This is a genomic window from Paenibacillus sp. CR_12 (genome assembly GCF_041953985.1).
Taxonomy (GTDB): domain Bacteria; phylum Bacillota; class Bacilli; order Paenibacillales; family Paenibacillaceae; genus Paenibacillus_AQ; species Paenibacillus_AQ lautus_A.
This window is the reverse complement of the sequence record NZ_JAVFHO010000005.1, coordinates 267,227-290,015: the sequence shown is the minus strand read 5'-3', so window position 1 is coordinate 290,015 and position 22,789 is coordinate 267,227. Positions and strand designations below refer to the sequence as shown.

The 22,789-nt window shown below is 53.7% G+C and carries 18 protein-coding genes; 6 read left to right on the top strand and 12 right to left on the bottom strand.

The window, feature by feature from the left end; all coding sequences use genetic code 11:
* Positions 1-109 precede the first annotated feature (109 nt).
* Both RB297_RS20100 and RB297_RS20095 read left to right on the top strand, forming a co-directional pair.
* Entirely contained in the window at positions 110-883 is a 774-nt protein-coding gene (locus tag RB297_RS20100) for a sugar phosphate isomerase/epimerase family protein (protein ID WP_096774761.1), read from the top strand.
* Between the two features lie 26 nt (positions 884-909).
* A complete protein-coding gene (locus tag RB297_RS20095; protein WP_012818677.1) occupies positions 910-1,929 on the top strand; it encodes a Gfo/Idh/MocA family protein in 1,020 nt (339 codons plus the stop codon).
* Between the two features lie 153 nt (positions 1,930-2,082).
* On the opposite strand, the gene RB297_RS20090 is transcribed toward RB297_RS20095, so the two are convergent.
* The 8 genes from RB297_RS20090 to RB297_RS20055 form a co-directional block, all read right to left on the bottom strand.
* Positions 2,083-2,994 carry a glycoside hydrolase family 43 protein gene (locus RB297_RS20090; protein ID WP_375121250.1) on the bottom strand — a complete coding sequence of 304 codons (912 nt, stop codon included), beginning with the start codon at positions 2,992-2,994 and terminating at the stop codon, positions 2,083-2,085.
* Positions 2,995-3,017: 23 nt separating this feature from the next.
* Entirely contained in the window at positions 3,018-4,664 is a 1,647-nt protein-coding gene (locus RB297_RS20085; protein ID WP_375121249.1) for an MGH1-like glycoside hydrolase domain-containing protein, read from the bottom strand.
* Between the two features lie 22 nt (positions 4,665-4,686).
* Entirely contained in the window at positions 4,687-6,003 is a 1,317-nt protein-coding gene (locus RB297_RS20080) for an ABC transporter substrate-binding protein (protein ID WP_375121248.1), read from the bottom strand.
* A gap of 74 nt (positions 6,004-6,077) precedes the next feature.
* Positions 6,078-6,917, bottom strand: a complete 840-nt coding sequence (locus tag RB297_RS20075) for a carbohydrate ABC transporter permease (protein WP_012818681.1) — start codon at positions 6,915-6,917, stop codon at positions 6,078-6,080.
* Positions 6,918-6,922: 5 nt separating this feature from the next.
* Positions 6,923-7,837, bottom strand: a complete 915-nt coding sequence (locus RB297_RS20070; RefSeq protein ID WP_375121247.1) for a carbohydrate ABC transporter permease — start codon at positions 7,835-7,837, stop codon at positions 6,923-6,925.
* Between the two features lie 122 nt (positions 7,838-7,959).
* Entirely contained in the window at positions 7,960-9,558 is a 1,599-nt protein-coding gene (locus tag RB297_RS20065; RefSeq protein ID WP_375121246.1) for a response regulator, read from the bottom strand.
* Positions 9,533-11,350 carry a cache domain-containing sensor histidine kinase gene (locus RB297_RS20060; protein ID WP_375121245.1) on the bottom strand — a complete coding sequence of 606 codons (1,818 nt, stop codon included), beginning with the start codon at positions 11,348-11,350 and terminating at the stop codon, positions 9,533-9,535. Before RB297_RS20060 ends, RB297_RS20065 begins: the two co-directional genes overlap by 26 nt.
* 113 nt (positions 11,351-11,463) lie before the next feature.
* Complete coding sequence (locus RB297_RS20055) at positions 11,464-12,753, bottom strand: Gfo/Idh/MocA family oxidoreductase (protein WP_375121244.1); 1,290 nt, start codon at positions 12,751-12,753, stop codon at positions 11,464-11,466.
* 125 nt (positions 12,754-12,878) lie between these two features.
* Here RB297_RS20055 and RB297_RS20050 point away from each other — a divergent pair, with 125 nt between their 5' ends.
* Together RB297_RS20050 and RB297_RS20045 are read left to right on the top strand one after the other, a co-directional pair.
* A complete protein-coding gene (locus RB297_RS20050) occupies positions 12,879-13,745 on the top strand; it encodes a helix-turn-helix domain-containing protein (RefSeq protein WP_375121243.1) in 867 nt (288 codons plus the stop codon).
* 276 nt (positions 13,746-14,021) lie between these two features.
* Positions 14,022-15,128, top strand: a complete 1,107-nt coding sequence (locus tag RB297_RS20045; RefSeq protein ID WP_375121242.1) for a GIY-YIG nuclease family protein — start codon at positions 14,022-14,024, stop codon at positions 15,126-15,128.
* Between the two features lie 133 nt (positions 15,129-15,261).
* Here RB297_RS20045 and RB297_RS20040 read toward each other — a convergent pair whose 3' ends face one another.
* From RB297_RS20040 to RB297_RS20025, 4 genes are all read right to left on the bottom strand, one after another.
* On the bottom strand, positions 15,262-15,771 hold the full coding sequence (locus RB297_RS20040) for a hypothetical protein (protein WP_213580052.1): 510 nt from the start codon (positions 15,769-15,771) through the stop codon (positions 15,262-15,264).
* Between the two features lie 24 nt (positions 15,772-15,795).
* A complete protein-coding gene (locus RB297_RS20035; RefSeq protein ID WP_375121241.1) occupies positions 15,796-16,758 on the bottom strand; it encodes a phosphotransferase enzyme family protein in 963 nt (320 codons plus the stop codon).
* Positions 16,759-16,924: 166 nt separating this feature from the next.
* Positions 16,925-17,599 (bottom strand): beta-phosphoglucomutase, encoded by a 675-nt coding sequence (pgmB, locus tag RB297_RS20030; protein ID WP_375121240.1) that lies wholly within the window; start codon positions 17,597-17,599, stop codon positions 16,925-16,927.
* Between the two features lie 209 nt (positions 17,600-17,808).
* Entirely contained in the window at positions 17,809-20,088 is a 2,280-nt protein-coding gene (locus RB297_RS20025) for a glycoside hydrolase family 65 protein (protein ID WP_375121239.1), read from the bottom strand.
* A gap of 111 nt (positions 20,089-20,199) precedes the next feature.
* On the opposite strand from RB297_RS20025, the gene RB297_RS20020 reads away from it, so the two are divergent.
* Complete coding sequence (locus RB297_RS20020; protein ID WP_096774748.1) at positions 20,200-20,943, top strand: helix-turn-helix domain-containing protein; 744 nt, start codon at positions 20,200-20,202, stop codon at positions 20,941-20,943.
* A 42-nt stretch (positions 20,944-20,985) separates the two neighbouring features.
* Positions 20,986-22,788 carry a sensor histidine kinase gene (locus tag RB297_RS20015; protein ID WP_375121238.1) on the top strand — a complete coding sequence of 601 codons (1,803 nt, stop codon included), beginning with the start codon at positions 20,986-20,988 and terminating at the stop codon, positions 22,786-22,788.
* The last annotated feature ends 1 nt before the right edge of the window (position 22,789 follow it).

Here is a 22,789-nt window from a genome sequence, read left to right as displayed (position 1 = left end):
CAGATAGTTCATGTTGCAGCAATATTGTTTATGTTCATTTTAGCCTATTTGCATGTATGATAGTAGCAGATAGAGCAGTAACTCATTTTTGGAATCGAGGTGCGCTATAATGAGAAGAATGAACATTGGTTTGCAAATGTATACGCTGCGCGATGAAACGGCACAGGATTTCCGCGGTACGCTCCGCAAAGTTGCTGAATTGGGTTATGAAGGCGTGGAATTCGCAGGTTATGGAGACATTCCGGCCGAGGAAATGAAAACGCTTCTTCAAGAGCTTGGCCTGAAAGCGATCGGCAGTCACGTGGGCCTGCATCTGCTTCGTGCAGACCTGCAGAAGGAAATTGATTACCTGAAAACCATCGGCGCTAAATATATGATGTGTCCATACGTAGCCGAAGAAGATCGTAAAGATGCCGAGGATTGGAAGAACCTCTTCTCCTTCCTGGAGGAAGTCGGGGCCGAAGCCCGCAAGCAGGGACTGATCTTTGGTTACCATAACCATGCATTCGAATTCGAATCCGAGGTTGATGGCCAGTTCGTTTTTGATGCGATGTATTCCGCAACGACGCCGGAAGCCGTGCAAGTGGAGATGGACGTATGCTGGGTACAATTCGCCGGACAAGATCCGCTCACTTACATTCCGAAATACGCCGGACGTCTTCCGCTGCTTCACCTGAAAGACTTCAGCAAGGATGCGGATGGCAACATGAAGACGCTGGAGCTGAGCCAAGGCTCGGTTAACCTGCCGGGCGTCATTCAGGCTGCATCCGATGCAGGCACGGAATGGCTGATCGTGGAGCAGGACGTATGTCAGAATCCGCCGCTGCAAAGCGTGGAGAACAGCATGAACTGGCTGAAGCAGAACTACCTGAACCAATTTTAATCTATAAGCAAAAAAGGAGACTATCAATGAGCAAAATTAAAGTGGCAGTGTTTGGCTGCGGCGCGATCGCCCAGCGCAGACATATTCCTGAATACGCGAACAATGCTAACGTGGAGCTGGTTGCTTTTGCCGATCCGGTGAAGGAACGCGCCGAAGAGATGGCAGCCCAGTATGGCGGTAAAGCCTACGCAGACTACCAAGAACTGCTGAAGAACGAGAAGCTGGACGCCGTTAGCGTATGTACGCCGAACTATCTGCATGCTCCGATGAGCATCGCGGCTGCAAATGCCGGCCTTCATGTGCTGGTGGAGAAGCCGATGGCAACAACGGCTGAAGAGGGAGAGCAAATGATCGAGGCCGCCCGCAAGAACGGGGTGTACCTGATGGTAGGCCACAATCAGCGCCTCATGCCTCCGCACGTAAAAGCGAAGGAAATTCTGGATTCCGGCAAGCTCGGCAAAGTGCTTACCTTCCGCACTTCCTTCGGCCACGGCGGTCCGGAGAGCTGGAGCCTGGATGGACGCGACAGCTGGTTCTTCCGCAAGGAAGAAGCGATTATGGGCGCCATGGGCGATCTCGGCGTGCACAAATCCGACTTTATCCGTTACCTGCTGAACGATGAAATCGTGGAAGTGGCAGGTTTCATCGGAACGGTCCATAAAGAAGGAACCGATGTGGACGACAACGCGACTTGCATCGTTCGCATGAAGAGCGGGGCCGTGGGCACGTTGATGGCAAGCTGGACGCATTACAGATCCGGCGATAACGGAACGGTGCTGTGGTGCGAGAAGGGTGCCATGAAGATCGGTACCGTTAACGGCGATGAGGTGGTTGTTGAACTGACCGACGGTACGGTTGAAACCTACAAGGTTGGCGCCATGGCAACCAATGAGAAACAGGTACCGAGCGGCGTCATCGACGCTTTCGTCGAATCCATTCTCACGAACACGCCGCCTAGCATTTCCGGTGAGGAAGGACTGCGTTCCTTGAACGTGATCCTGGGTGCATTCGAATCCCAAGAGACCGGTAAAATCGTGAAGCTGTAATAAATGAGTGTAGAGGGAGGCCGTACGCTTACGGCCTCCTTTTGTTTGTACTGCAAATCAAAGCAAAGCATAGCTTAGCTTAGGAATGCAAAAAAACTATTAAAAAGGCCGCTCTGCCATCTTCATGGAGAGCGGCCTTTTTGTATAGGGATTTTACTTGGGCATACGTGTTGTCCGATACATCCTATCCACCTTGATGCTATCACCATCTTCCGCGACGGGGATGAAGATCGGCCGTTCATCCGGCGTGCGGTTCGGGGTATGCACGGTCAGCATCAGCTGGCCGTTCCAGGTACGGAACACCATGCCGTGCCCGCCGTCGCTGGAATATAAGGGTTCGGGCTCTTGAAGCCAGGGACCCGTCAGCTTGCCGGTTGGCGACTTGGCAACGCCGAGCGCGTATCGGCCATCCACAAAGCTGGCCCATAATAGGAGCAGACTCCCCGATGTTGTCCGAAAAAGAAACGGGCCGTCCGTCACATAATTGCCCGATCCGGGAAAGCGGGGCGAGTGGAACGGCGTGGCCCAAGCGGCTTCAGAGGCTCGGAACAGGGTCACGGGCTCCGAGGCGGCCTCCGTGAGATCGGGACTCAGGCGCATGGCGCAAATCTCGCCGTCGCCGACCTGCTGCCACTCGTGGCAGAACACCATCCACGGCCGGTCCGTTTCGTCGATATGCAGCGTACCATCCAGGGAACTCCAGTCGACAGGGGTCACGGGCCCATCGCTATAGAGGGAGAAGGGCCCTGTCGGCTGCTCAGCCGACAGCACCGCAGTGCCCAGCAGATCGTTATCTTTTCGGCGGAAGGTGGCAAACATGATGTAACGCCCATGGTAATAGTAGACCTCGGGCGCCCAGAAGTTCACGTCCGCGAAGAAATCGTCCGGTTTGCGAAAGACCGGATAAGGGCCTTCCCAATCGATTAGATCCCGACTGATATAGACATCGAAGCCGTTTCCTTCCTTCCATATATTTTTGTCGGTGCTGCCGTACATGTAGTATATTCGCTGTGTCGGGTCAGGCAGTACGTAGGGGTCCCGAAGCTGAATGTCTGCAATTTTCACGCTTAAGCGTTCACCTCCTTCAATTAACGATAGCTAGGATAGATGATGCCGATATCCCTCTCCGTCTTCAAATCTCCGTCTGAATACTGCTGCATTTCATTGCCTTTGATCCGGATCGGAATGGATGTGCCTTGATAGCGGAGCTCGCCTTCAATGGTTCGCGCGCTCATGCCGATCACGCGATCCAATTGTCCGCTGCAGTCCGTGACCAGCCGAATCCCGGCGGGCCCTTGAATATGAACGCGGCCTTCCCGGTATACGGTGACGTTGTCCGGGGTATTCACCAGTTCGTAGTGCAGCCCGTTCACGGTTCGGCTATAGGCCGTGTTGCCGGCGACTTCTTCCCCATGGTCCATATCGACCGGAAGCAATCCCGTAAACCACAGGCGATCCGATCCGATCGGCATGATGCCGCAGAGCCGTTCCACGTAATCCAGCAGGCACAGAATGGAGGGGGAATACGCCTCGGTAAAGCCCTCTGCACCTGTCCAAGGGCTCAAGGTTTGCGGGAAGCGCTTCGCCTTGGACAAGGCGGACAGAATCGGCTGCAGCACCCAGGTCAGCTCGACATAGCGGTGGTGATGTTCAAAGGCATGCGGCGCCCGGATCAAGCTCAGGAAATTGGACGGCCCGCCCCAGCTGTTATAAGAGGAGGACGGATCGAACCGCGGATCGTCCATCGCCATGGACGTAAACGGATATTTGGCGAAGAATTTGCCGGTATTCAGCAAATACCGCCGCAGCATGTTGCCAAACAGCTCGTCGTCGCCCACCTCGCAGGCCATCACGCGCAGCAGCACGTCGGATTGGACCCGGACCAGCTCGTCGTTCCGATCCCGGTCATAGAAGAATTGATCGTCTTCGTCATAACAGTAACGGAAGAGGCTGTCCAGGCTGGCTTCGGCTTTGGTCCTCCAATCGGCTCCGGATTCGCCGAGCTCTTCGGCCATGCGGGCCAAATACATGCGCTGGCAGTAGATGTTGGCCGTCAAATCCGGTGCCAGGAAGGGCAGAACCGGGGAGTCCGGGTGGAAGGCTGCGGCATCGTTCCTATAAGGCGTGTCCGGAACATGCCAGAACCTGGGCGACAGATCATGCCCGGTATCAAAGGTACTGAAAGCCTCCACGCAGCCGGTCCCCCGGGTGTTGCGGTAACGCGCGATCCAATCGTCGTAACGCGACATGGCTTGGTACATGGTCTTCAGGAAGGAGAGACCCCTTCCATGAAGCTCATAGTGGTTCCAGACGCAGCGCGCCAGCGGCGTGACGAGCTGGATCTGGCGGAATGAAGGGCCCTTCTCCGTCAGTTTATAAGGGAGCAGCCCATCCTCTCTTTGCTGATCGGCAAAGGCGAGGTAGGTTGTTTCCGAGACCGAAGGGATCAGTCGCGATAGCAGTTCCGCGTTGATGGTGCCGGTGCTCTCCAGCCAGCAGCCGAGATAGATACCGCCCTCCTGCAGAATCGGATCGGTGCCGTTCATCGGCACGATGCAGGCCAGCAGCTTCTCCAGCGCGGTATAATAAGCCGTTTCCAGCCGTCCTCCCGATGCCGCGAATCGGACGCCTGTCGCCTGCCACTCCTGCAGCAGCCTCCGGTCTTCCGGTTTGCCCGGCTGCACCCGATCCGGTATCGAAATCCGCCGCAGCCGGTCCAGCATAGCTTCTGTCATGTCCGCCTCCTTGAAAGCTTTGTTATTGATTCGATTCAAATATGCGCACGGTGCCGTTGTAGAAGTCCGCAACGGCCTGCTCGACGTTTTTCCGGCCGAAACCGATCTCCTGGGTCGTCGTCTGGGCCAGCTTGGAGAACTCGGCGAATCCCGGCGGATTATAACTCACGTCAAAAGGCTCGGTCTTCGTGGCTTCCGATACGAGGCTCGTATAATTGTACACAATCTCTTCCACAGGACCCGCTTCCTCCTGGAGAAGGTTGCGGTTGGCTTCCGTCACCGGCACGCCGCGGTCGTTGCCGAGGATTTTGGCCGCTTCGGGATCGTTGATCCAGAAGTCCATGAGCGTGGCGACTTCCTTCGGATGCTTGGTGTTGGCATATCCGGATAGTCCTTGGCTGGACTCGAATACCACGCCCGTACCCTTCGGACCTCTAGGTACCGGATGGAGGATGAGCGGATCTTCCGTCAGGCTCTGGAATGCGGCCAACTGATTGGAAGGGAGGAGGCTCATGGCGGCTTTACCCGTAATCAACAAGGATTTGCTGGTATCATCGTGCGGATTGGACACCTGAAGTTCAGGCGTAACGACACCGCCGGCCTTCGAAGCCTGTTCCCAGTACTCGAACCATTCCTGAATGTCTTCCTTCGCGAAGCCGAGCTTTCCGTTCTCCATATCATACAGCTGTTTTCCGCGCTGCTTCAGAAAGATATCCATTCCGTCGACGGTGAAATTATAGGTACCGTATACGCCGTCGCCAAGCTTATCGGACAATTCTTTGCTGATGGCGGCATAGTCCTCCCAATCCCAATCCTGCTCCGGCAGAGGAATGCCTGCCTTTTCGAACAGTGCCTTGTTGATGACGATTCCCCGGGCGTTTGCGCCGGCCGAAATATGCTGCAGCTTCCCATCCAGGCGGCCGTATTCCACCATGGTGGCATCCATGCCGTCCAGCTTCAGTTCGCTGCCGACATACGGATCCAGGTTCAGCAGCACATCTTTTTTGGCATAGTCCACGACGTTTCCGCCCAGGAAGAAGATATCCGGCGCGGTGCCGGAAGCGAGCTGGGTGTTCAGCTTATCGAAATATCCGGAGGAAGGCGAGAATTCGCCGACGATTTTGATGTTCGGATGTTTCTTCTGGAACACCTTCAGGGCTTCGTTCGTAATATCGGCCCGTTTCTGGTCGCCCCACCACATCATGCGCAGCTCGACTTGGCCGCTCGGCTCGGCCCCTGCGTCCGCATTCCCGCCTTCTCCCGTGTGATCCGTTCCGGAACAGGCGGTGACGAATAATAGGAGCGAAGCCAACATGCCAACGAAACATTTCTTCAACATGGATAATCCCCCAGTCTAATCATAATTGGTTCATTTGCAGCACGCCCTCGCACGTCGGCAGGCAGCTTCTGAGGCTACTTCAGGCCGGTCGTGGCAATGCCTTCGAGAAAATACCGTTGAAACACCAGAAAGATGATCGTCACAGGCAGCAGCGACAGCGTGGACATGGCGAGCAGCGCCCCCCAATCCGATTGACCCGAAGGATCGAACAGGGATCGGATCCCCAGCTGTACGGTGAACAAATCAATCTTGCTTAAATAAATCATCTGGCTGAAGAAGTCGTCCCAGCTCCAGATGAAGGTGAAGATGGCGGTCGTAATCAGCGCAGGGACGAGAAGCGGCACCACGATGCGGAAGAAGATCTGCGATTGTCCGCAGCCGTCGATGGTCGCGCTCTCGTCCAGCTCCCGCGGAATGCCGCGGATGAACTGAACCATCAGCAGAATGAAGAAAGAGTCATGCGCCAGCCATTTGGGCAGGATGAGCGGGAAATACGTATTGATCCAATGAAGCTCGTTATACAGAATGTATTGAGGCACGAGCGTTACGTGGTAAGGCAGCATAATCGTCACCAGCATGATGCTGAACCACAGGCCTTTGAATTTGAACTTCAATCGGGAGAAGGCGTAGGCTGCCAGGGAACAGGAGACGATGTTCCCGATGACGCTCATGACCGAGATCAGCACGGAGTTGCCGAAGAATCGGCCGAAGGAAATGCCCTGGAGCCCGCTCCAGCCGTTCACGTAATGATCCAGCGTGAAGGCAGTCGGAATGAGGCTGCTGTTGGTGAAGATAAGATGATTCGGTTTAAACGAGCTGAAGACGAGCCACAGCACCGGATACAGCATGAGCAGGCCGAGGAGGATAATGGCGGCATGCCTCCCGGCTTGAACCAGTTGTCGCTTAAGCGGCATATCCATTACCTCCCTTCCTGGTTATCCCCGTAGAAGACCCAGAATTTTGATGTAAGAAAAACGATCCCGGTGAACACCCCGATGATGACCAGCATGATCCATGCCAGTGCCGAGGCATAACCCATATCGAAGAACGAGAAGCCTTTCAGATACAGGTACAAGGTGTAGAACATCGTGGCGTCGAGCGGTCCTCCCCGCCCGTCCCCGATGACGTAGGCCGGCGTGAAGGCTTGGAACGAATTGATCATGCTCATGATCAGATTGAAAAAGATAACGGGTGACAGCATCGGCAGCGTGATGCCGAAGAATTGACGGATCTTTCCGGCACCGTCTACGCCGGATGCTTCATATAAATCAGTCGGAATCTGTTTCAGACCGGCAAGGAAGATGACCATGGCCGATCCGAACTGCCAGACGGACAGCGTGATAATCGTATACACCACATAGTCGGGGTGGGCGATCCACGAGGGGCCCGTGATGCCGAACCAGCCGAGGAACTGATTGACCAGCCCGCTGCCGTCAAAGATTTGGCGCCAGACGATGGCAATGGCAACGCTGCCTCCCAATAGAGAGGGGATGTAATAAACGGTCCGGTAAATGCCGAGTCCGCGGATGCCCTTGTTCAAGGCCATGGCGATCAGCAGCGCGAACGCAAGTCTCAGCGGCACGGACAAGAACACATAGTAGAACGTTAGCCACAAGGATCGTTGAAACGTATCGTCTTCGGTAAAAATCTGGACATAGTTGCTGAGTCCCGTCCAAGTCGGCGATGACAGCAGGTTGAATTTGGTCATGGACAAGTACAGCGATGCGATCATCGGCCCCAGCGTCAGACAGAAGAAGCCGATGAGCCAAGGCAGAAGAAACAAGTAGGCTGTCTTATTCTGCTGGCCGTATATGGGCTTGGACAGCTTTCTCATAATGTGCCTCCCTTCAGGATGAATGAGCAGGGGCGGTTACCTGACGGCCTGAAGCGCTTACAATCGGTATGTCGGTGCGCCCGGTAAACACATCATACCGGGGGAGGAGAGAGGGCGGAATCTCATTTCTTCGGATCATCGTGTTCGATTTTTTCGGATCGCGACAGTCGGAACTCGGAAGGGCTTTGATTGAACATTTTTTTGAATTTGGAGCTGAAATAGCCGGGTGAAGAGAAACCCGTCAGCTCGGCTATGTCCCATACCGTCAATCGGGTCTCCTGCAGCAGGCGTACGGCGTGTTTCATCCGAACCTCCGTAACGTACTGGATGAACGAGACCCCAGCCCCTTCCTTGAACATTTCCGAGAAGTAGGTAGGGTGGTAGTTATACTGCTCGGCCAGCGAGGTCAGCGATAATTCCTGCATATAATTTTCCTCGATATACCGCTTGGCGGATTCAATCAGGGTAGCGTCTCCGTCTCCGGATTCTGGGAGGTTGTCAACAAAATCCTGTGCCCACTGCATCAGCAGGCGTTCCGCCTGCTCCGGGGTCTCCAGCCATAAAACCCATTCGGGTGAAATCCATAAAGGCCCCGCTCCCCGTGAATGCCGTATGTTGTCGAAAGCGGCGGATTCCATAATCAGCGTGATTTGAAAAAGGCTCCGTACCAAGCGGGCAGGCGATAGCCGGAATGACTCGCCCAGCTCCCTCCGGATGATGCTGCGGAAGGATTCCAATTCGCCCCGGATCAGGCAGCGATGAAGCGCGCGGCTTGTTTCGTCCGGCAGCAACGGACTTTGGTCGGTTACGGGTGCCTGATCCGGTCCGTTCTGGCGTCCTGCCAGATTCCAGGCCAGGAGGGAGTGGATATAACCCTCTTTCCAGCGCTCAAGTCCCGACACGGGCAGCCCTAATCCTACCTGCACCTCCACGGTTAAATACGAGGATGCCTGCGTGGCGAGTTTATCCGCGAATGCACGCTGAATGCCGTCAAGCGCAATGAAATGCATGATACCGGGATGAGCTGCATCATGAAACACTTGAACGCCGCCCGGATAAGACTCGGCGATTTCATGGCAGACCATTTGAAACGGAAGGCGGAGCTGCTCGGGCGCTCGGCCTGCGGGTGCTTTCTGCATGCCGGATTCCCTCATGCCCGCGGTGATGAAGCATACGCGGCCATCCTGCCAATCCTCCAAATGAAACAGTCGAATCCGTTCCGGCATGGAGGCGGGGGGCAGGCGGTTGCCGCGCACGAGATCCAGCAGGAAGCGTTCCTTCATTTCTTTGTAATACTGGGATAACCGCCACTGCAGCATTTCCGAGTCGTCCCGTACCTTGCGGTTCTTATCCAATTCGTGCTTGATTTTGCTTAAGGCGGATTTCAGGTCGTCCCGGGCAACGGGCTTCAACAAGTAGTCCATGGCCTGGCTGCGGACGCCCGCTCTGGCGTATTGAAAATCCTCGTATCCTGTAATGATGATGATCTGGATGGTCGGATTGTGGCTCCGGCAAACGTCCAGCAGCTGGACGCCGTCCATGACGGGCATGTTCATGTCGGTAATGAGCAGGTCATACGAATGGGATTTCAAGAGCTCTTCAGCTTCCAGGCCGTTCCCGGCCTCCCCCGAAATGGCAAAGCCCATGCTTTCCCAGTCGACTTTCAGCTTCAGCCCTTCGCGAACCTCGATCTCGTCATCTGCGATCAATACGTTGTACATGATATTCCTCCTGTACCGGTAGAATCAGTTCGATGCATGTGCCGGCTTCGCTCCCGTTCCGAATATGAACGGCAAATAAGTCGCCGTAATGCAAGCGGCAGCGAGCAATTACGTTGCCGAGTCCAATGTGCCAGCTCTCGCTTCGGAGGATCGGCTCCAATTGGGAGGCCGCCGCGGGATCCTGGAGCTTGCGGATGATCTCGGAGGGCATGCCGGGACCGTTATCCGCGACGCGGAGAAACAGGCGGTTGTCCTGCCTGCTGATTTGGATGTCCACCTGTGCCGTGGTTTGATGCTGAAAGCTGTATTTGACCGCATTCTCGATCAGCGGCTGGAGAATGAACTTGATCATCACCAGCGAATCCAGCCGGCCTTCCTCGTGGATGGAGTTGTGGAGTTTATGCCCGAAGCGGGTTTGCAGAATGGAGATATAGTGGCGGACATAGGCCAGTTCTTCGGTTAGGGGGACCCGGTCGTCGCTGGTATTCATGGAGAAGCGCATCATTTTGCCCAGGTCCTCGATCACCTGAACGGTATCGTCCGTCCGGCGCTGCATGGCAAGACTGCTCACCAGCTCCAGGGTGTTAAACATGAAGTGGGGATTGATCTGCATGAGCAGCGCTTTATATTCCGCCTGCTGGCGGAGCAGCTTCAGCTCGAATTCGTTCTGGATATGCTGCCGGAGACGGCTGATCATATAGCGGAAGGTGGAGATGACGTAACTTACCTCGCTCTTAACGTTTTTGTCAGGAGGCAGAACGGACTCGGCCTGGTCGAAGGCTCCGCGCTGCACCTGCCTCATCGCCAGCACCAGACGCGTTAAAGGCTTGGTGACGCCATAGGAGAGCCATGCGGCGGCAAACAGGGAGACCACGATCAGCACGACCGTGACCACCAGAATGGTACTCTGAAGCTTGTGAAGAGAGGAGTACAGCTCCTTCTCCGGCGCCAGGCCGGCCAGCATCCAGCCGGTGCGCCCCAGCTTCTTGTATACCAGAATGTCCCGCTGCCCCTCATCGTTGGTCAGATAGACGACGCCCGATTTCAGCGGGCCGTTTCGAATGCGATCGATCTCCGATAGGGCTCCGGCGCCGAGTTCATGCGCCTGCTGGGATAGAATCGGGCTTCCCTGCTCGTTCAACAGAAAAATCGTGCTGTTCTTGGCCAAATGGATCCGGGTGAGCGGCTCCAGAAAATAAGACTCGCTGACGTTAACCTTCATCACGTTTTGCGCCGTGGCATGATGGAAGGTTCCGATGGGCATCAGCAGGCTGACGACGGGATTGCCGTGATCCCGGACGCGTTCATGCTGGTCCGTATGCGCTGGCAGCCAGCGGTCTCCGGACGCGAAGAAGTTCGTGTACCACGATTCCCGCAAAAAGGCAGGGTCGGTTTCGACTTGGTTCTCGCCGCCGACCCGAAGCCCGCTGCGCCGGTAGATGGATACGTCGGAGATACTGGTGTAGCTGTTGGTCGCTTGGGTCAGAAATCGGCTCATCGCAAGATTGGCCAGCATTTTCTCCCCTTCGGGCAGCAGCGGATCGCCGATGGCGTTATCCCAGTTCTTGGCCGTGTCACTGTTAAAGACCAGGGAAGCGACGTCATAAATCTGCATCTGGACCATATCCACGTAGGAACCGTATTCCTCCATCTTTTCAAGGGCCGAGGATTCGATGTAGGAGCGGATCACGGTGCGCGATTCCGTAAACAGCAGGAGGGAGAGCGTGCCGAAAGAGAGGACGAAGAGTGCGACGATAAAGGCGATCAAACGGCTTTTTAATGAGAAGAACATTCATTTCCTCCTTTGCGAAAAGCGGATTTCTAGGCAGTCTGCGACATGTGAAAAAAAGGCTGCGCAAATACGCAGCCTTTGAAGGAAAAATGCTTGGAGCAGCCGTGTACGGCTTAGAAACGAACCAAATTACCGATTCGTACAGGCATGCCGGTGGCGATGGCGCGGTTGGCTGCAATTCCTGTCAGTATGGATCTCGCCCCATCGATATGGTTGGCCGCGCGGGCATAAGGATCTTTCGCCGGTTCCCCGAACAGATCATTCAGCAGCACCGGGTCGCCCCCGCCATGTCCGCCCTGCTGCTCCTCGACGTGAACCTCGTACGGGGCATCGAACATCGGAAGCACCCGCAGCGTTTTCCCGATTAACGCGCCTTCCTGGCTCTTGTCGCCCAGTGAATTGACGTAGGATTGTTCGACGATGTTCATCTCGATCCGGCCTTTGGTGCCGTTGATGGCGATGCGATAGCCTTCCCACGGCTGATAGGCGACCAGCGAATACGTTAAAATGGCCTTGTTCTGATATCGCACGAGGACGCCCATCGTATCTTCAATGTTGATGCCGTCCCCGAATACGCTTTGGTCCCGCTGGTAGCCGTCCTCCGGCTCGGCATCCAGGTACATGGCTTTGAGATGCGCATCGGAATCCAGATGGAGCGCAAAAGGGTCCTCTTTCGCAACCTTGTTGCCGGTCGCGCGATTATAGAATTGCGTAACGCCCCGCGCTTCGGCATTCTCTCTACCATAATACATGAGATCGCCGAATGCGAAAACGGTTTCAGGATGGGACCCGATCCAGAAGTTGACCAGGTCGAAGTGATGGGTGGATTTATGGACGAGCAATCCGCCGCTGTTCCGCTTGTCCCGGTGCCAGCGCCGGAAGTAGTCCGCGCCGTGGCGGGTATTCAGCAGCCATTCGAAATGAACCGAGGTCACCTGGCCGATGGTATCGTTCATGATCAATTCCCGTACCTTGGTATGGTGGGGGGCGTAACGGTAGTTGAAGGTGACCCTGATGTTCTGTCCGGTCCGCTTGGCGGCATCCAGGATGGCCTGGCATTTTTCCTCGTCGATCGTCATCGGCTTCTCGGTCACGACATCGCATCCAAGCTCCATCGCGCGGATAATATACTTGTGATGGGTCCGGTCGATGCTGGTCACGATGACGAAGTCGGGCTTCTCGTTCTCGATCATCCGGTCGAATTGGTCCGCGGGGTAGGTAGGCACCTCGGCGTATTTATATTTTTCCCGCAGCAGCTGATTCGCGTAATTCATGCGGGTTTGATTGATATCGCAAAAGGCAGCAAGCTCGGATTTGTCGCGGAAGTTTTGGGCCAGGGCGCCATAAAAAAATTCGGCGCGGCCGCCGGTACCGACCAATACATAGCGTTTCTTGTCACTCATCTCTATCGCCTCCTTGAATATAGCTCTAGCCTATAACAAGGGAGCACTGCTTTCGCCGCATTTTATGCGTAATCGCTTTCAAATGCCGCATATTTTGCTATAATCCAAGAAAAGGGGGCAGCGACATGACGAAGCCGTTTCGAGCGGATTACCATGATCCCACCGGATATTTGGACATTGAATATGACCGCCGTATTGGATATTTCTCGATGACGGTTGACCACCTTCACGATCATTACGAGCTGTATTACCTGTTATCGGGCGAGCGGATCTACTTCATCAAGGACCGTTCTTACCGGGTTCGAGCCGGCGATCTTGTCTTCGTGGACCGAAATGCCGTTCATAAGACGCTGGACAGCGGGCGGCCCGACCATGATCGCCTTGTCCTCTACTTAAGCCCGGAATTGTTCGCGGATTTGACCGTACCGCCTGAACTAGCCGAGGGGCTGAAGGAGCCGTTCGGTTGGGATGTTCCGATTCTAAGACTTCCTTCGCCAGCGAGTGAAGCGGTGGAGCGAATGGTCGGCGACATGGTGAATGAGATGATCCATCCTCAAACCGGAAGCAGCTGGCTGCTTCGGCACCGAACGGTCGAATTACTGCTCTTTGCCTACCGCAGCCGGCATCTGGGCACGGTCCGTTCGGCCGATACGGAGCCGGTCCTTCATCCGAAGACCCAGGCGGTCGTCCGGTATCTTAACGACAATTACCGGCAGGCCTTAACGCTGCCCGAGGTAGCGGAGGCGTTCCGGATCAGCCCCCACTATCTCAGCCGGCTGTTCAAGCAGACGACGGGATTTACCTTCAGCGATTATCTCAACCTGCTTCGGGTCAAGGAAGCGCAGCGTCTCCTGCGGGAGAGCGATGATTCCATCACGGATATCGCCTGGCGATCGGGCTTTAGCAACTTCTCCCATTTTGGGAAGATGTTCAAGCGGACGGTTCAGCTGTCGCCAAGGACATACCGGCAGCAGTATCGAATGCGAAGGTAGAGGAATATGACTATGCTTCTTTCAGGTGTACTAGAAAAAGCTATATTATAATAATAGATAGTCTCTCTATGTTATTGCAGCGAGGAGTTAGCCCAGACTTTGTGCATGGCTCAGTTTTCTGCGCATAGAGGCTGTAGCCCTAATCCCTAATAAAATCACCACGTTCAGCGAGTTGAATCAGCCCGTGAATGTGGTGCTTTTTGGTGTGTTTATGGTATCTTGGAAGTGACGAAAACGCCATGTTTGATAGATTCGTTGAGAGGATCGACAGTCAAAATGAAAACAAAAATACAAGAGCTGCCGCTGTCGCCGGGCGTATATCTCATGAGAGATTCGCGGGGAACGGTCATTTACGTTGGCAAATCCAAAAGTCTCAAGAAAAGAGTACAATCGTATTTTTACAACAATAAATCGCACTCCCCCAAAGTGAAGAGGCTGGTTCAGCATGTCAAAGACCTGGAGCATATCGTCACCGACACGGAATTTGAGGCGTTCATGCTGGAATGCAGGCTCATTCAGGACATAAAGCCGATGTATAACCGCAAGATGAAAAATCCGCTAGGTTATAGTTATATCGTATTGCGGCAAAAACGAGATTGGCGATGGCTGGAAATTACAGATACATTGGATGAAGGCAGTCACAAACCGTCTCGTTGTTTCGGCCCCTATACAGCCAGCAGACATAGTCTTGAACATGCAGTTCAGAAGGTTAAGGAATGCTGTAAAATCGCCTGCAATCATGCACCTGCCGCTTCTTCGGCAAATACTCCCTGCTTGAATTATTCGATTGGCCTCTGTCTTGGCAAGTGTCTTGGCGGCGAAACCGCGCGGCAATTTGATGAAATCATGGATCGATTCATTGCTCTGCTTCAAGGGGACGACCGAAGTTTATATGATGAAATGGAGCGAACCATGCTGGGCGCCGCAGAGCGTTTCGATTTTGAGCAGGCTGCAAAATACAGGGACGGCATGGAGGCGGTGAACTTGCTCTTAAGTAAACGGCATGTGATCGAGTTCGCCGTAGAGAATCACAGCATCGTTGTCTATGAGTATTTAAACGAAGATACGATCAAGTTATTCCTGATTAAGGGGAACGTTGTGCTGCACAGCGAGCGATGCTCTGTGGCAACCACGGCGGACATTGAAACGTTGAGGCTGAGGGTCAAAGCCTTGATCCTCAGCTATTTCACGAGTGATTTGGAATGCGAATCTACTGAGGTTACCCGGCAAGATATCGATGCTGCACAAATCATCTACAGCTATTTGCAGAGCAGCGCCTGCCGCTATCTTGTTCTTCAGGATTCATGGCTCGAAGACGGTGGGGAGCCTGGTATGGAGGCTGCACTGCGGGATTTTATGAATCATTATGTTGTGTCATCTTAGTTGGATCATGAACCGGGCTGCTGCAGCCCGGTTTTTATCGTCCATAAATCTCCAATCTTATTTTTGAGAAGACGTTATCCCGCTGGGCGGAGATTGTATCATAGGTAAGCTATCAGCAACACATCGATGATGATTAAGGTTTATTGAAAAATCGCCCCATCGGCATCTCTCTCGTAAAAGTGATCCATCCATACTTATATTTCACTTCAATCTGCGTGATGGGCTGATTGTTATAAAGACGGATGCCGTAATTAAGCGGAATCCGCGAACCTTGATCGAGGGCGGCTCTCTTCTCGTCCGGCATGAGCTCGGGCTTTAACGGCACCTCCCGAATATCGACGAATTCGATATCGGGATCTTCATCAAGGCCCTCGCCGCCGACCAGATGAAGGGAATAACTGACGCCCAGCTCGGCCTTGGCGGGCTTCATGCCATTATTCACCCGCACGTCCAGCAGCTTCACATCGGCGAATCCCTTATTCATCACTTCGAAGATCATGGTATTTTCATCCGCAGAGGACGTAAATCCACCCACCTTGATGGGCGTGGGGCGAAGGAACAGCAGGTATAGAAGGATGGACGAGAGGAGCAGCCCCAGGCCCCAATACCCGAGCCGGCGGAGATGTTTGGATTTAGGTTTCATGGCAGAGCAATCTTCCTTCTCTTATTAAATAGACAGCTTTACAACGGATTTGCCTGCCTCAATATCCGCTTTCATTGCTAACAGATATTTCCGGGTGCGTTCATCCATCTCATTCCAATTTACGAATTTGGCGAAGTAGACATAGGAGTAGATATTACGAAAGTCGATGAACAACGGGATCCGCTGGATCCATTCCTCGCTCAGCGTATTCTCTTGAAGATAGCCGGATAAGAACGAGTCGAAGAATCGGGCCACAAACTCGGCTTTCCGGTTTTCCGGAACCGTCTGAACCGCATGATAGATGGCGATGGCGATATCGTAGGCGAACCAATGGTACGAGACATCCCCGAAATCGAAAAGGATGATCTCCCCGTTATGTACGTGAAAGTTGTGATGGTGGAGGTCATTGTGGACGATGCCGTAGCCTTCCTCATCCTGCGGGAGGGACTCCAATTCCTTAAGATACTGCGTCCACTGCGTATGGACTCTTTCACCTGCAGCCTCCGGGAACGCATCGGTAAAAATCACATGATCATTCCACTGGGGAAACGCCATTCGATGCACGAGTGAGGAAGCGGTGGCGTCCTTTTTGCCGAGCTTATGCATACGGCCCATCCCGCGTCCCCACTGCTTGATTATCGCAAAATCCGATGTTACATCCGTTAACGGGCTGCCGGGAGCCTTCGTAAAGGCAATGACATGGTATCGCTTGGAATCATGGGTTGCCTCTTCAATAAGAAGATCCTGAGCAGATCGAATGGACACCGCCATGTTCAGACCCTGCTCGGCGAGATAGGCCATCCACGTCAGCTCGCGAATGATCGAGGCTTTGCGGTATTTGGAAGCGTCCAGGAATTTCATAATGAAGCGTCGTCCGTCTTCACCGTTGTATTCAAATACATTCTGATCGAATCCCCCAAGTAACTTCAGCGAATAAGAACCTCGGCCGAATCGTTCGGCCCCTTGATCCAAGACAGCCTGTTCCATGGAAAGTCCCCTTTATCGTATTCTCGATATGATGCTCATGCTTACATACCGGAAGGTTACTGTACTCACTACCAACTACAGTCTAACGAAGATGGCGGGTGGTTGCAAAAAATGGGAGGGCATACGAAAAAGGGCGCTCCCTTAGGAGCACCCTTACATTTCTTTATCAACCTTCGAATTTCTGCGCCAGCTCACGGAAATTCAGCTCCTTCGTGCTGGACAGCACGATATCCGCATGCGGGAAATGCGCGGCGTTGCCGATCGCGACGGCGAACATGCCGGCGCCCTTGATGGCGTCAACGCCGGAGGCGGCATCCTCCACGCCGATGCAGTCGGCAGGCTCTACGCCAAGCTCTGCGGCAGCGGTGAGGAATATTTCCGGGTCCGGTTTATTGTTCTTCAGCTTGGTTACGTCGACGATCACGTCGAACTGGTCCATGACCCCAAGCCGTTTAAGCACGGCGATGGCGTTTTTGCTGGCGGACGCGATGCCGGTCTTCAGGCCGGCCGACCGGATGTCTGAGACAAACTCCGTAATCCCTGGCAGCAGGTCGGCTGGCGTGATCGTTTCGATCAGCTCGACGTACCGCTTATTTTTGCGGTCAGCCAGCCGTACCAGCTCTTCATCGGAATAGTTTACAGGCGTCTCCGCCTGGCTTAACAGGAGCTTCAGGGAATCCATGCGGGATACCCCTTTGAGATTCTCGTTGAATTCTCTCGTGAAGGGAATGCCCAGCTCGGTTGCCGTGGCTTTCCATGCCTGATAATGATACTCCGCGGTATCGGTAATGACGCCGTCCAAGTCAAAGATGACAGCCTTCAGCTTGCGTGTTTCATTCATATCTTATAGCTCCTTTTTGAGATATCAGAAAGTATAAGCCCGAAACGGGGACTTCCGGATATCGCAAGAAAAATGACGGTTTATCGCGGTCTGTTATCATAGAAAACTTGTCGAAAAATTTGACGATCGATCGTTTTCCTCGCAAACCGGGAGTGATGCCCTACGCTTAGGAAAAGCAAGCATCTAATGCCTAAACATCGTTATCTGCTCTACAGCGCATGTTTCACAGGTTTCCCGGCTTCAAGCGTTACGGCCTCGTCGTACAGCTTGATCTCGATGGACTCGCCTTCGACGATCTCCAAGGTCACGCCGTCCTTCTCGATGTTTACGCCGATGAGACGGCCGCGGAAGTTCAAGCGGAACGCATACTTCTCCCAGTCCTTCGGAATGGCCGGGGAGAGGGAAAGTCCGCTTTCCTTCAGACGCATGCCGGCAAAGCCGTAGACGATCGACATCCAGGTACCGCCCATGTTGGCCATGTGCAGGCCGTCCTTCGTATTGCCGTGCGTATTGTCCAGGTCGAGGCGTGCCGTCTCGATGAAATACTCATACGCTTTGTCCATATTGCCGATCTTTGAGGCCATGATGCTGAAGATGCAGGAAGACAGCGACGAATCATGCGTCGTGATGCCTTCATAGTAATCATACGAACGCTGGATCGTTTCCAAGCTTTGCTCGTCTTCCAGCAGGAAGTGGGCGAGCACCGTATCCGCTTGTTTGCACACCTGATAACGGTAAATGGTGAGCGGGTGATAGTTCAGCAGCAGCGGATATTTGTCCTCCGGCGTGTTCTCGAAATCCCATACCGCTTTGCGAAGGAACGTATCGTCCTGCGGGTTAATGCCGAGTGCTTCATCATACGGGAGCAGCATGGCGTCCGCCGCCTTCGCCCAAGCGGAAATTTCATCCGCGGTTACGCCAAGCCGGCCGCACAGGGATTTGAAGCCTTGCGCATCGTAGGATTCCAGAATGGCGCAGCTTTTGGCGGCCCATTTCAGGTTATGCTTTGCCATGACGTTCGTGTAATAGTTGTTGTTCACGCAGCAGGTATACTCATCCGGCCCCGTCACCTCATCGATATGGAAAGCGCCGTTATAATAGTGGCCGATGTCGGCCCACAGGCGGGCGGTTTCGATCAGCACCTCGGCCCCGTAGGACAAGAGGAAATCCCGGTCCTGCTCGGCGAGATAATACTGAATATAGCTATAGGCGATATCTGCGCTGATATGGTATTGCGCCGTTCCCGAAGGGAAGAAGGAGGAGCATTCCGTTCCGGAGATCGTGCGCCACGGGAACAGCGCCCCTTGCCGGTGTCCCATTTCCCGCGCTCTGTCTCTCGCCTGCTCCAGCGTGGAATAACGATACAGCAGCAGCTGGCGCGCAATGTCCGGCTGCGTCATCAGAAATACCGGGAACATGTAAATCTCCGTGTCCCAGAAATAATGGCCTTCATAACCTTCGCCGCTCAGTCCTTTGGCGGAAATGTTGCTGTGCTTGTCCCGTCCGGCGGATTGCAGCAGCTGGAATAGATTGAAGCGGATGCCTTCCTGGAGCTGGTCATCGTTCTGAATCACGACGTCGGCCGATTTCCAGTAGTCGTTCAGATACTCGCCCTGCTCGGCAAGCAACTCCTCGAACGAAGTATCCTTCAACTCCTCCTGCAGCTGAATGCCGCGCTCGATCATCTCTTGCCCGTGACGAAGACTGTCGGTATACAAATTGTATTTCGTAAAGTGGATCGGTCCGGTCAATGGAAGGACAGCCGTGAACGTGACCTCTCCGGTTCCGGCTTCGAGCTGAATGTCCGCATCGGCATTCAAGCGATGACGGGTCACGCAAGCGGCACGCAGCTTGGACGCCATCGTCTCGTCTACGACATAGGCATCGCTGCCCTTGACGCCGGCATCGATGACGGTCATCCGTTCCGCATGCCCTGCGCCTACCCGGGGATCGTTGGCATTGGTGTAGTTCTTCACTTTGCCGTTCACGGTGGAAACGATGCGAACCTGGCCGTTGAAATTGACCGGCTCCATCCGAACGTCGATGGCGAACAGCTCCCGGTGCGAGAAGGACACCAGACGGCGGAAGGTCAGCTTGATCTCTTTGCCCTCGGGCGATTTCCACTGCACGATTCGTTCGGAGTACCCCTTGTCCATATGCAAGCGGCGTTCATGGGCAGTGATCGTTCCGTGATCCAGGCGGAAAGGTTCTTCCTCGTCGCCTAAATAGATCAGGACCGTTTGGGCATCAATATTGTTAACGAGCTTTTGCTGTGTATCGGGAAAGGCGAAGAGCTTCTCGCCGTAAGGGATTTCAATCACGTCGTGGAAAGCGTTCAGGTAGGTGCCGCGAATGGTGGACAGGCGCTCTCCGTAGCCTTCTTCGAAGTTGCCGCGCACACCCAGGTAACCGTTGCCGAGTGCAAAAATACTTTCCATATTCAGCAGGGCTTGCTGTGACAAATCAGGATTTGATATATTCCAGGTCATGGTCTACACTTCCTTCCTAGCATGGTTATGCTTGAATTTTAGAGCCAATCGGAGTTATGTTATACTAAAATATCAAGGTTTTTATCAATATTTTTAGGTGGTGGGGAAATAATGAAAGAGCCTTCACGTTCTGGAAACCAACCCTTTTACCTTTCTTCCCGCATGCATTATTTGCGCGAGAATTTTATCCATCCCCCGTTCGACTATGAGCACGAGCTGCTGGAAGCGATCCGCTTCGGGGATGAGAATAGAGCCATGGACATGCTGCGCAAAATTAACGAGCTGGAAGCGGCCGTGCTGGCGACGTATCCGCTTCGGTCGAAGAAGAATGCCTTGATTGCCTCCTGCACCTTATTTACCCGGGCCATTATCAAAGGCGGCGTGGATCCCGAGATCGCCTTTCATTTAAGCGACACGCTGATCCTCGAGATCGAGCGAATGAGCGATGTGGAGCGGCTGGTTCATTTTGAATATGAGATGCTGGTGCAGTTTGTGTCGATGATCCGCTCCGAGAAGGAAGACGTGTCGTTCTCTCACATTGTGAACCTGGCGATCTATTACATCCGGGAGCATATTTTCGAGGAGCTGACCCTGCAGAGGGTCGCGGAATATTTGAAGGTCCACCCGAGCTACCTGTCCGATCGTTTCAAGCGGGAGACGGGCGAAGCCATAACCACCTTTATTAATCGGCGGAAGATTGAGGAATCCAAGCATTTGTTGGCCAATACGAACCAGTCGATATCCGAAATCGCGTTTACGTTCAAGTTCTGCAGCCAGAGTTATTATACGCAATTATTCAAGAATTTTACGGGAATGACGCCGAGAAAATTCCGGATAAGCGGCACGGCGCGGTAAAGGACGATCCTATCGAACAACGAGAAAAGAGAGACGCGGCCCATGAAGAAACTAAAGCAGAAAATGCTTCACTTAAGTCTGGAGAAGAAACTGATCGCGGCGTTCTCCGCCTTCATTATCGTTCCCCTCCTTCTGATCGGCGGCATCGTATCCTGGGTCTACGTGGAGAATAATCGGAGCACGATGATTGATGCCGCCGTGGAGAACAACAAACAAATCATGAAAAATATCGATACCTCCCTGCAGCCGCTGCTCCGGCTGTCCATGTTCCCGATCCAGGACTCCACGGTGTACCCCATTATGCGGAAGGATTACGGCAAGGTGACGTATCCATTGCTGGAGCGGGGGCAGGATTTCGATAAAGTGAACGGCTTGATCCAGAGCGGGATCATGCTGTATTCGGACTTGATTGACTCCGTGGTTATCTACCACGAGAACAGCCGGTCCATCATCGGCCGAAGCAACCGGGAATATATGAACTTCGCTTATTTCAAGGAGCAGTTTACCCGCGAGCCTTTTGTCCGGAAGATCAGGGAAGCATATGGCGGCTTTGTCCCGGTAGGGATTCATCAGGAGCGACTGCTGTCAACGAAGGGAATTCCGGTCGTGTCAGTGGGCAGGGCCATCTTGGATCCGTACACGAAGGAGGATCTCGGGTTTATCCTTTTTAATATTTCGGTGGATAAACTCAAGACGCTGTGGAGCGAGTCGGCATTTTCCGAGAATACGAATTTTTACTTGATCGACGAAACCGATCATATCGTGCACAGCGTTCACCCCGAGGAAATCGGACTGGCGGCGTCCGAGGTATTGGGAAGCGACTTTCAATATAACGCGGACGGCCAGGTCAACACGCAGATCAGTCGGGATACCTACATGATTTCTTCTTCCTCTTCCATGGCGAATTGGAAGGCGGTCACGGTCATCCCGAAGAAGGATTTGTTCTCGATCGTGTACCTGATGGTGGCTATTCTGATCGGTGCGTTGATCCTGCTGCTCGTGCTGTCCATCCTGATCTCGGCCCGGATCGCCACCACGATCATGAAGCCGCTGGCGGTGCTGAACAGCAAAATGAAGCTTGTCTCCCAAGGTCAGCTTGACGTAAGCTTTGATACGAAGCAGCACGGCGAAATCGGGGTGATTAGTCATACCGTGGACCAGATGCTGCACGAAATTCGCGATTTAATCGAGCGGATTTACGTGGAGGAAGAGGAGAAGCGGAACCTGGAGATGAATGCGCTGCAATCGCAGATTCGTCCGCATTTTATCTACAACACGCTGAACGTGATCAAGTGGATGGCCAAGATTCAGGGGGCAACGGGCATTGAAGAAGCGCTGCAGGCTTTCTCTTCGGTCATCAAGTTTACGGTGAAGAAGGAAGGCGACTACGTGACCATTGCAGAGGAAGTCGAATTCATGGAGAACTATACGAAAATTCTCGATTTCCGCTATTTTAATAAATTTGATGTCACGTACGAGGTGGATCCGGCCGTAATGAATCATAGGACCTTGAAGTTTCTGCTTCAGCCCCTTGTGGAGAACGCGGTTTTCCATGGCTTTGAAGGCATCGATTACAAGGGCAGCCTTGTCATATCGATTTATGAGGAATCGGATGTGCTGATCATGAAGGTATGCGATAACGGGCGCGGTTTTCCGGAGGGCGGACAGGCGAAGGTGGAGCAGGAAGGTCCGCAGGATACCTTCAACTCGATCGGACTGAACAATATACGGAACCGGATATCCCTTCATTTCGGGCCCGAGTACGGCCTGTGTATCCAAAGGGGAGAACAGGGCGGAACGGTCGCATGGCTTCGGGTTCCGATCATCACAGAAGAAGCAGGGTGAT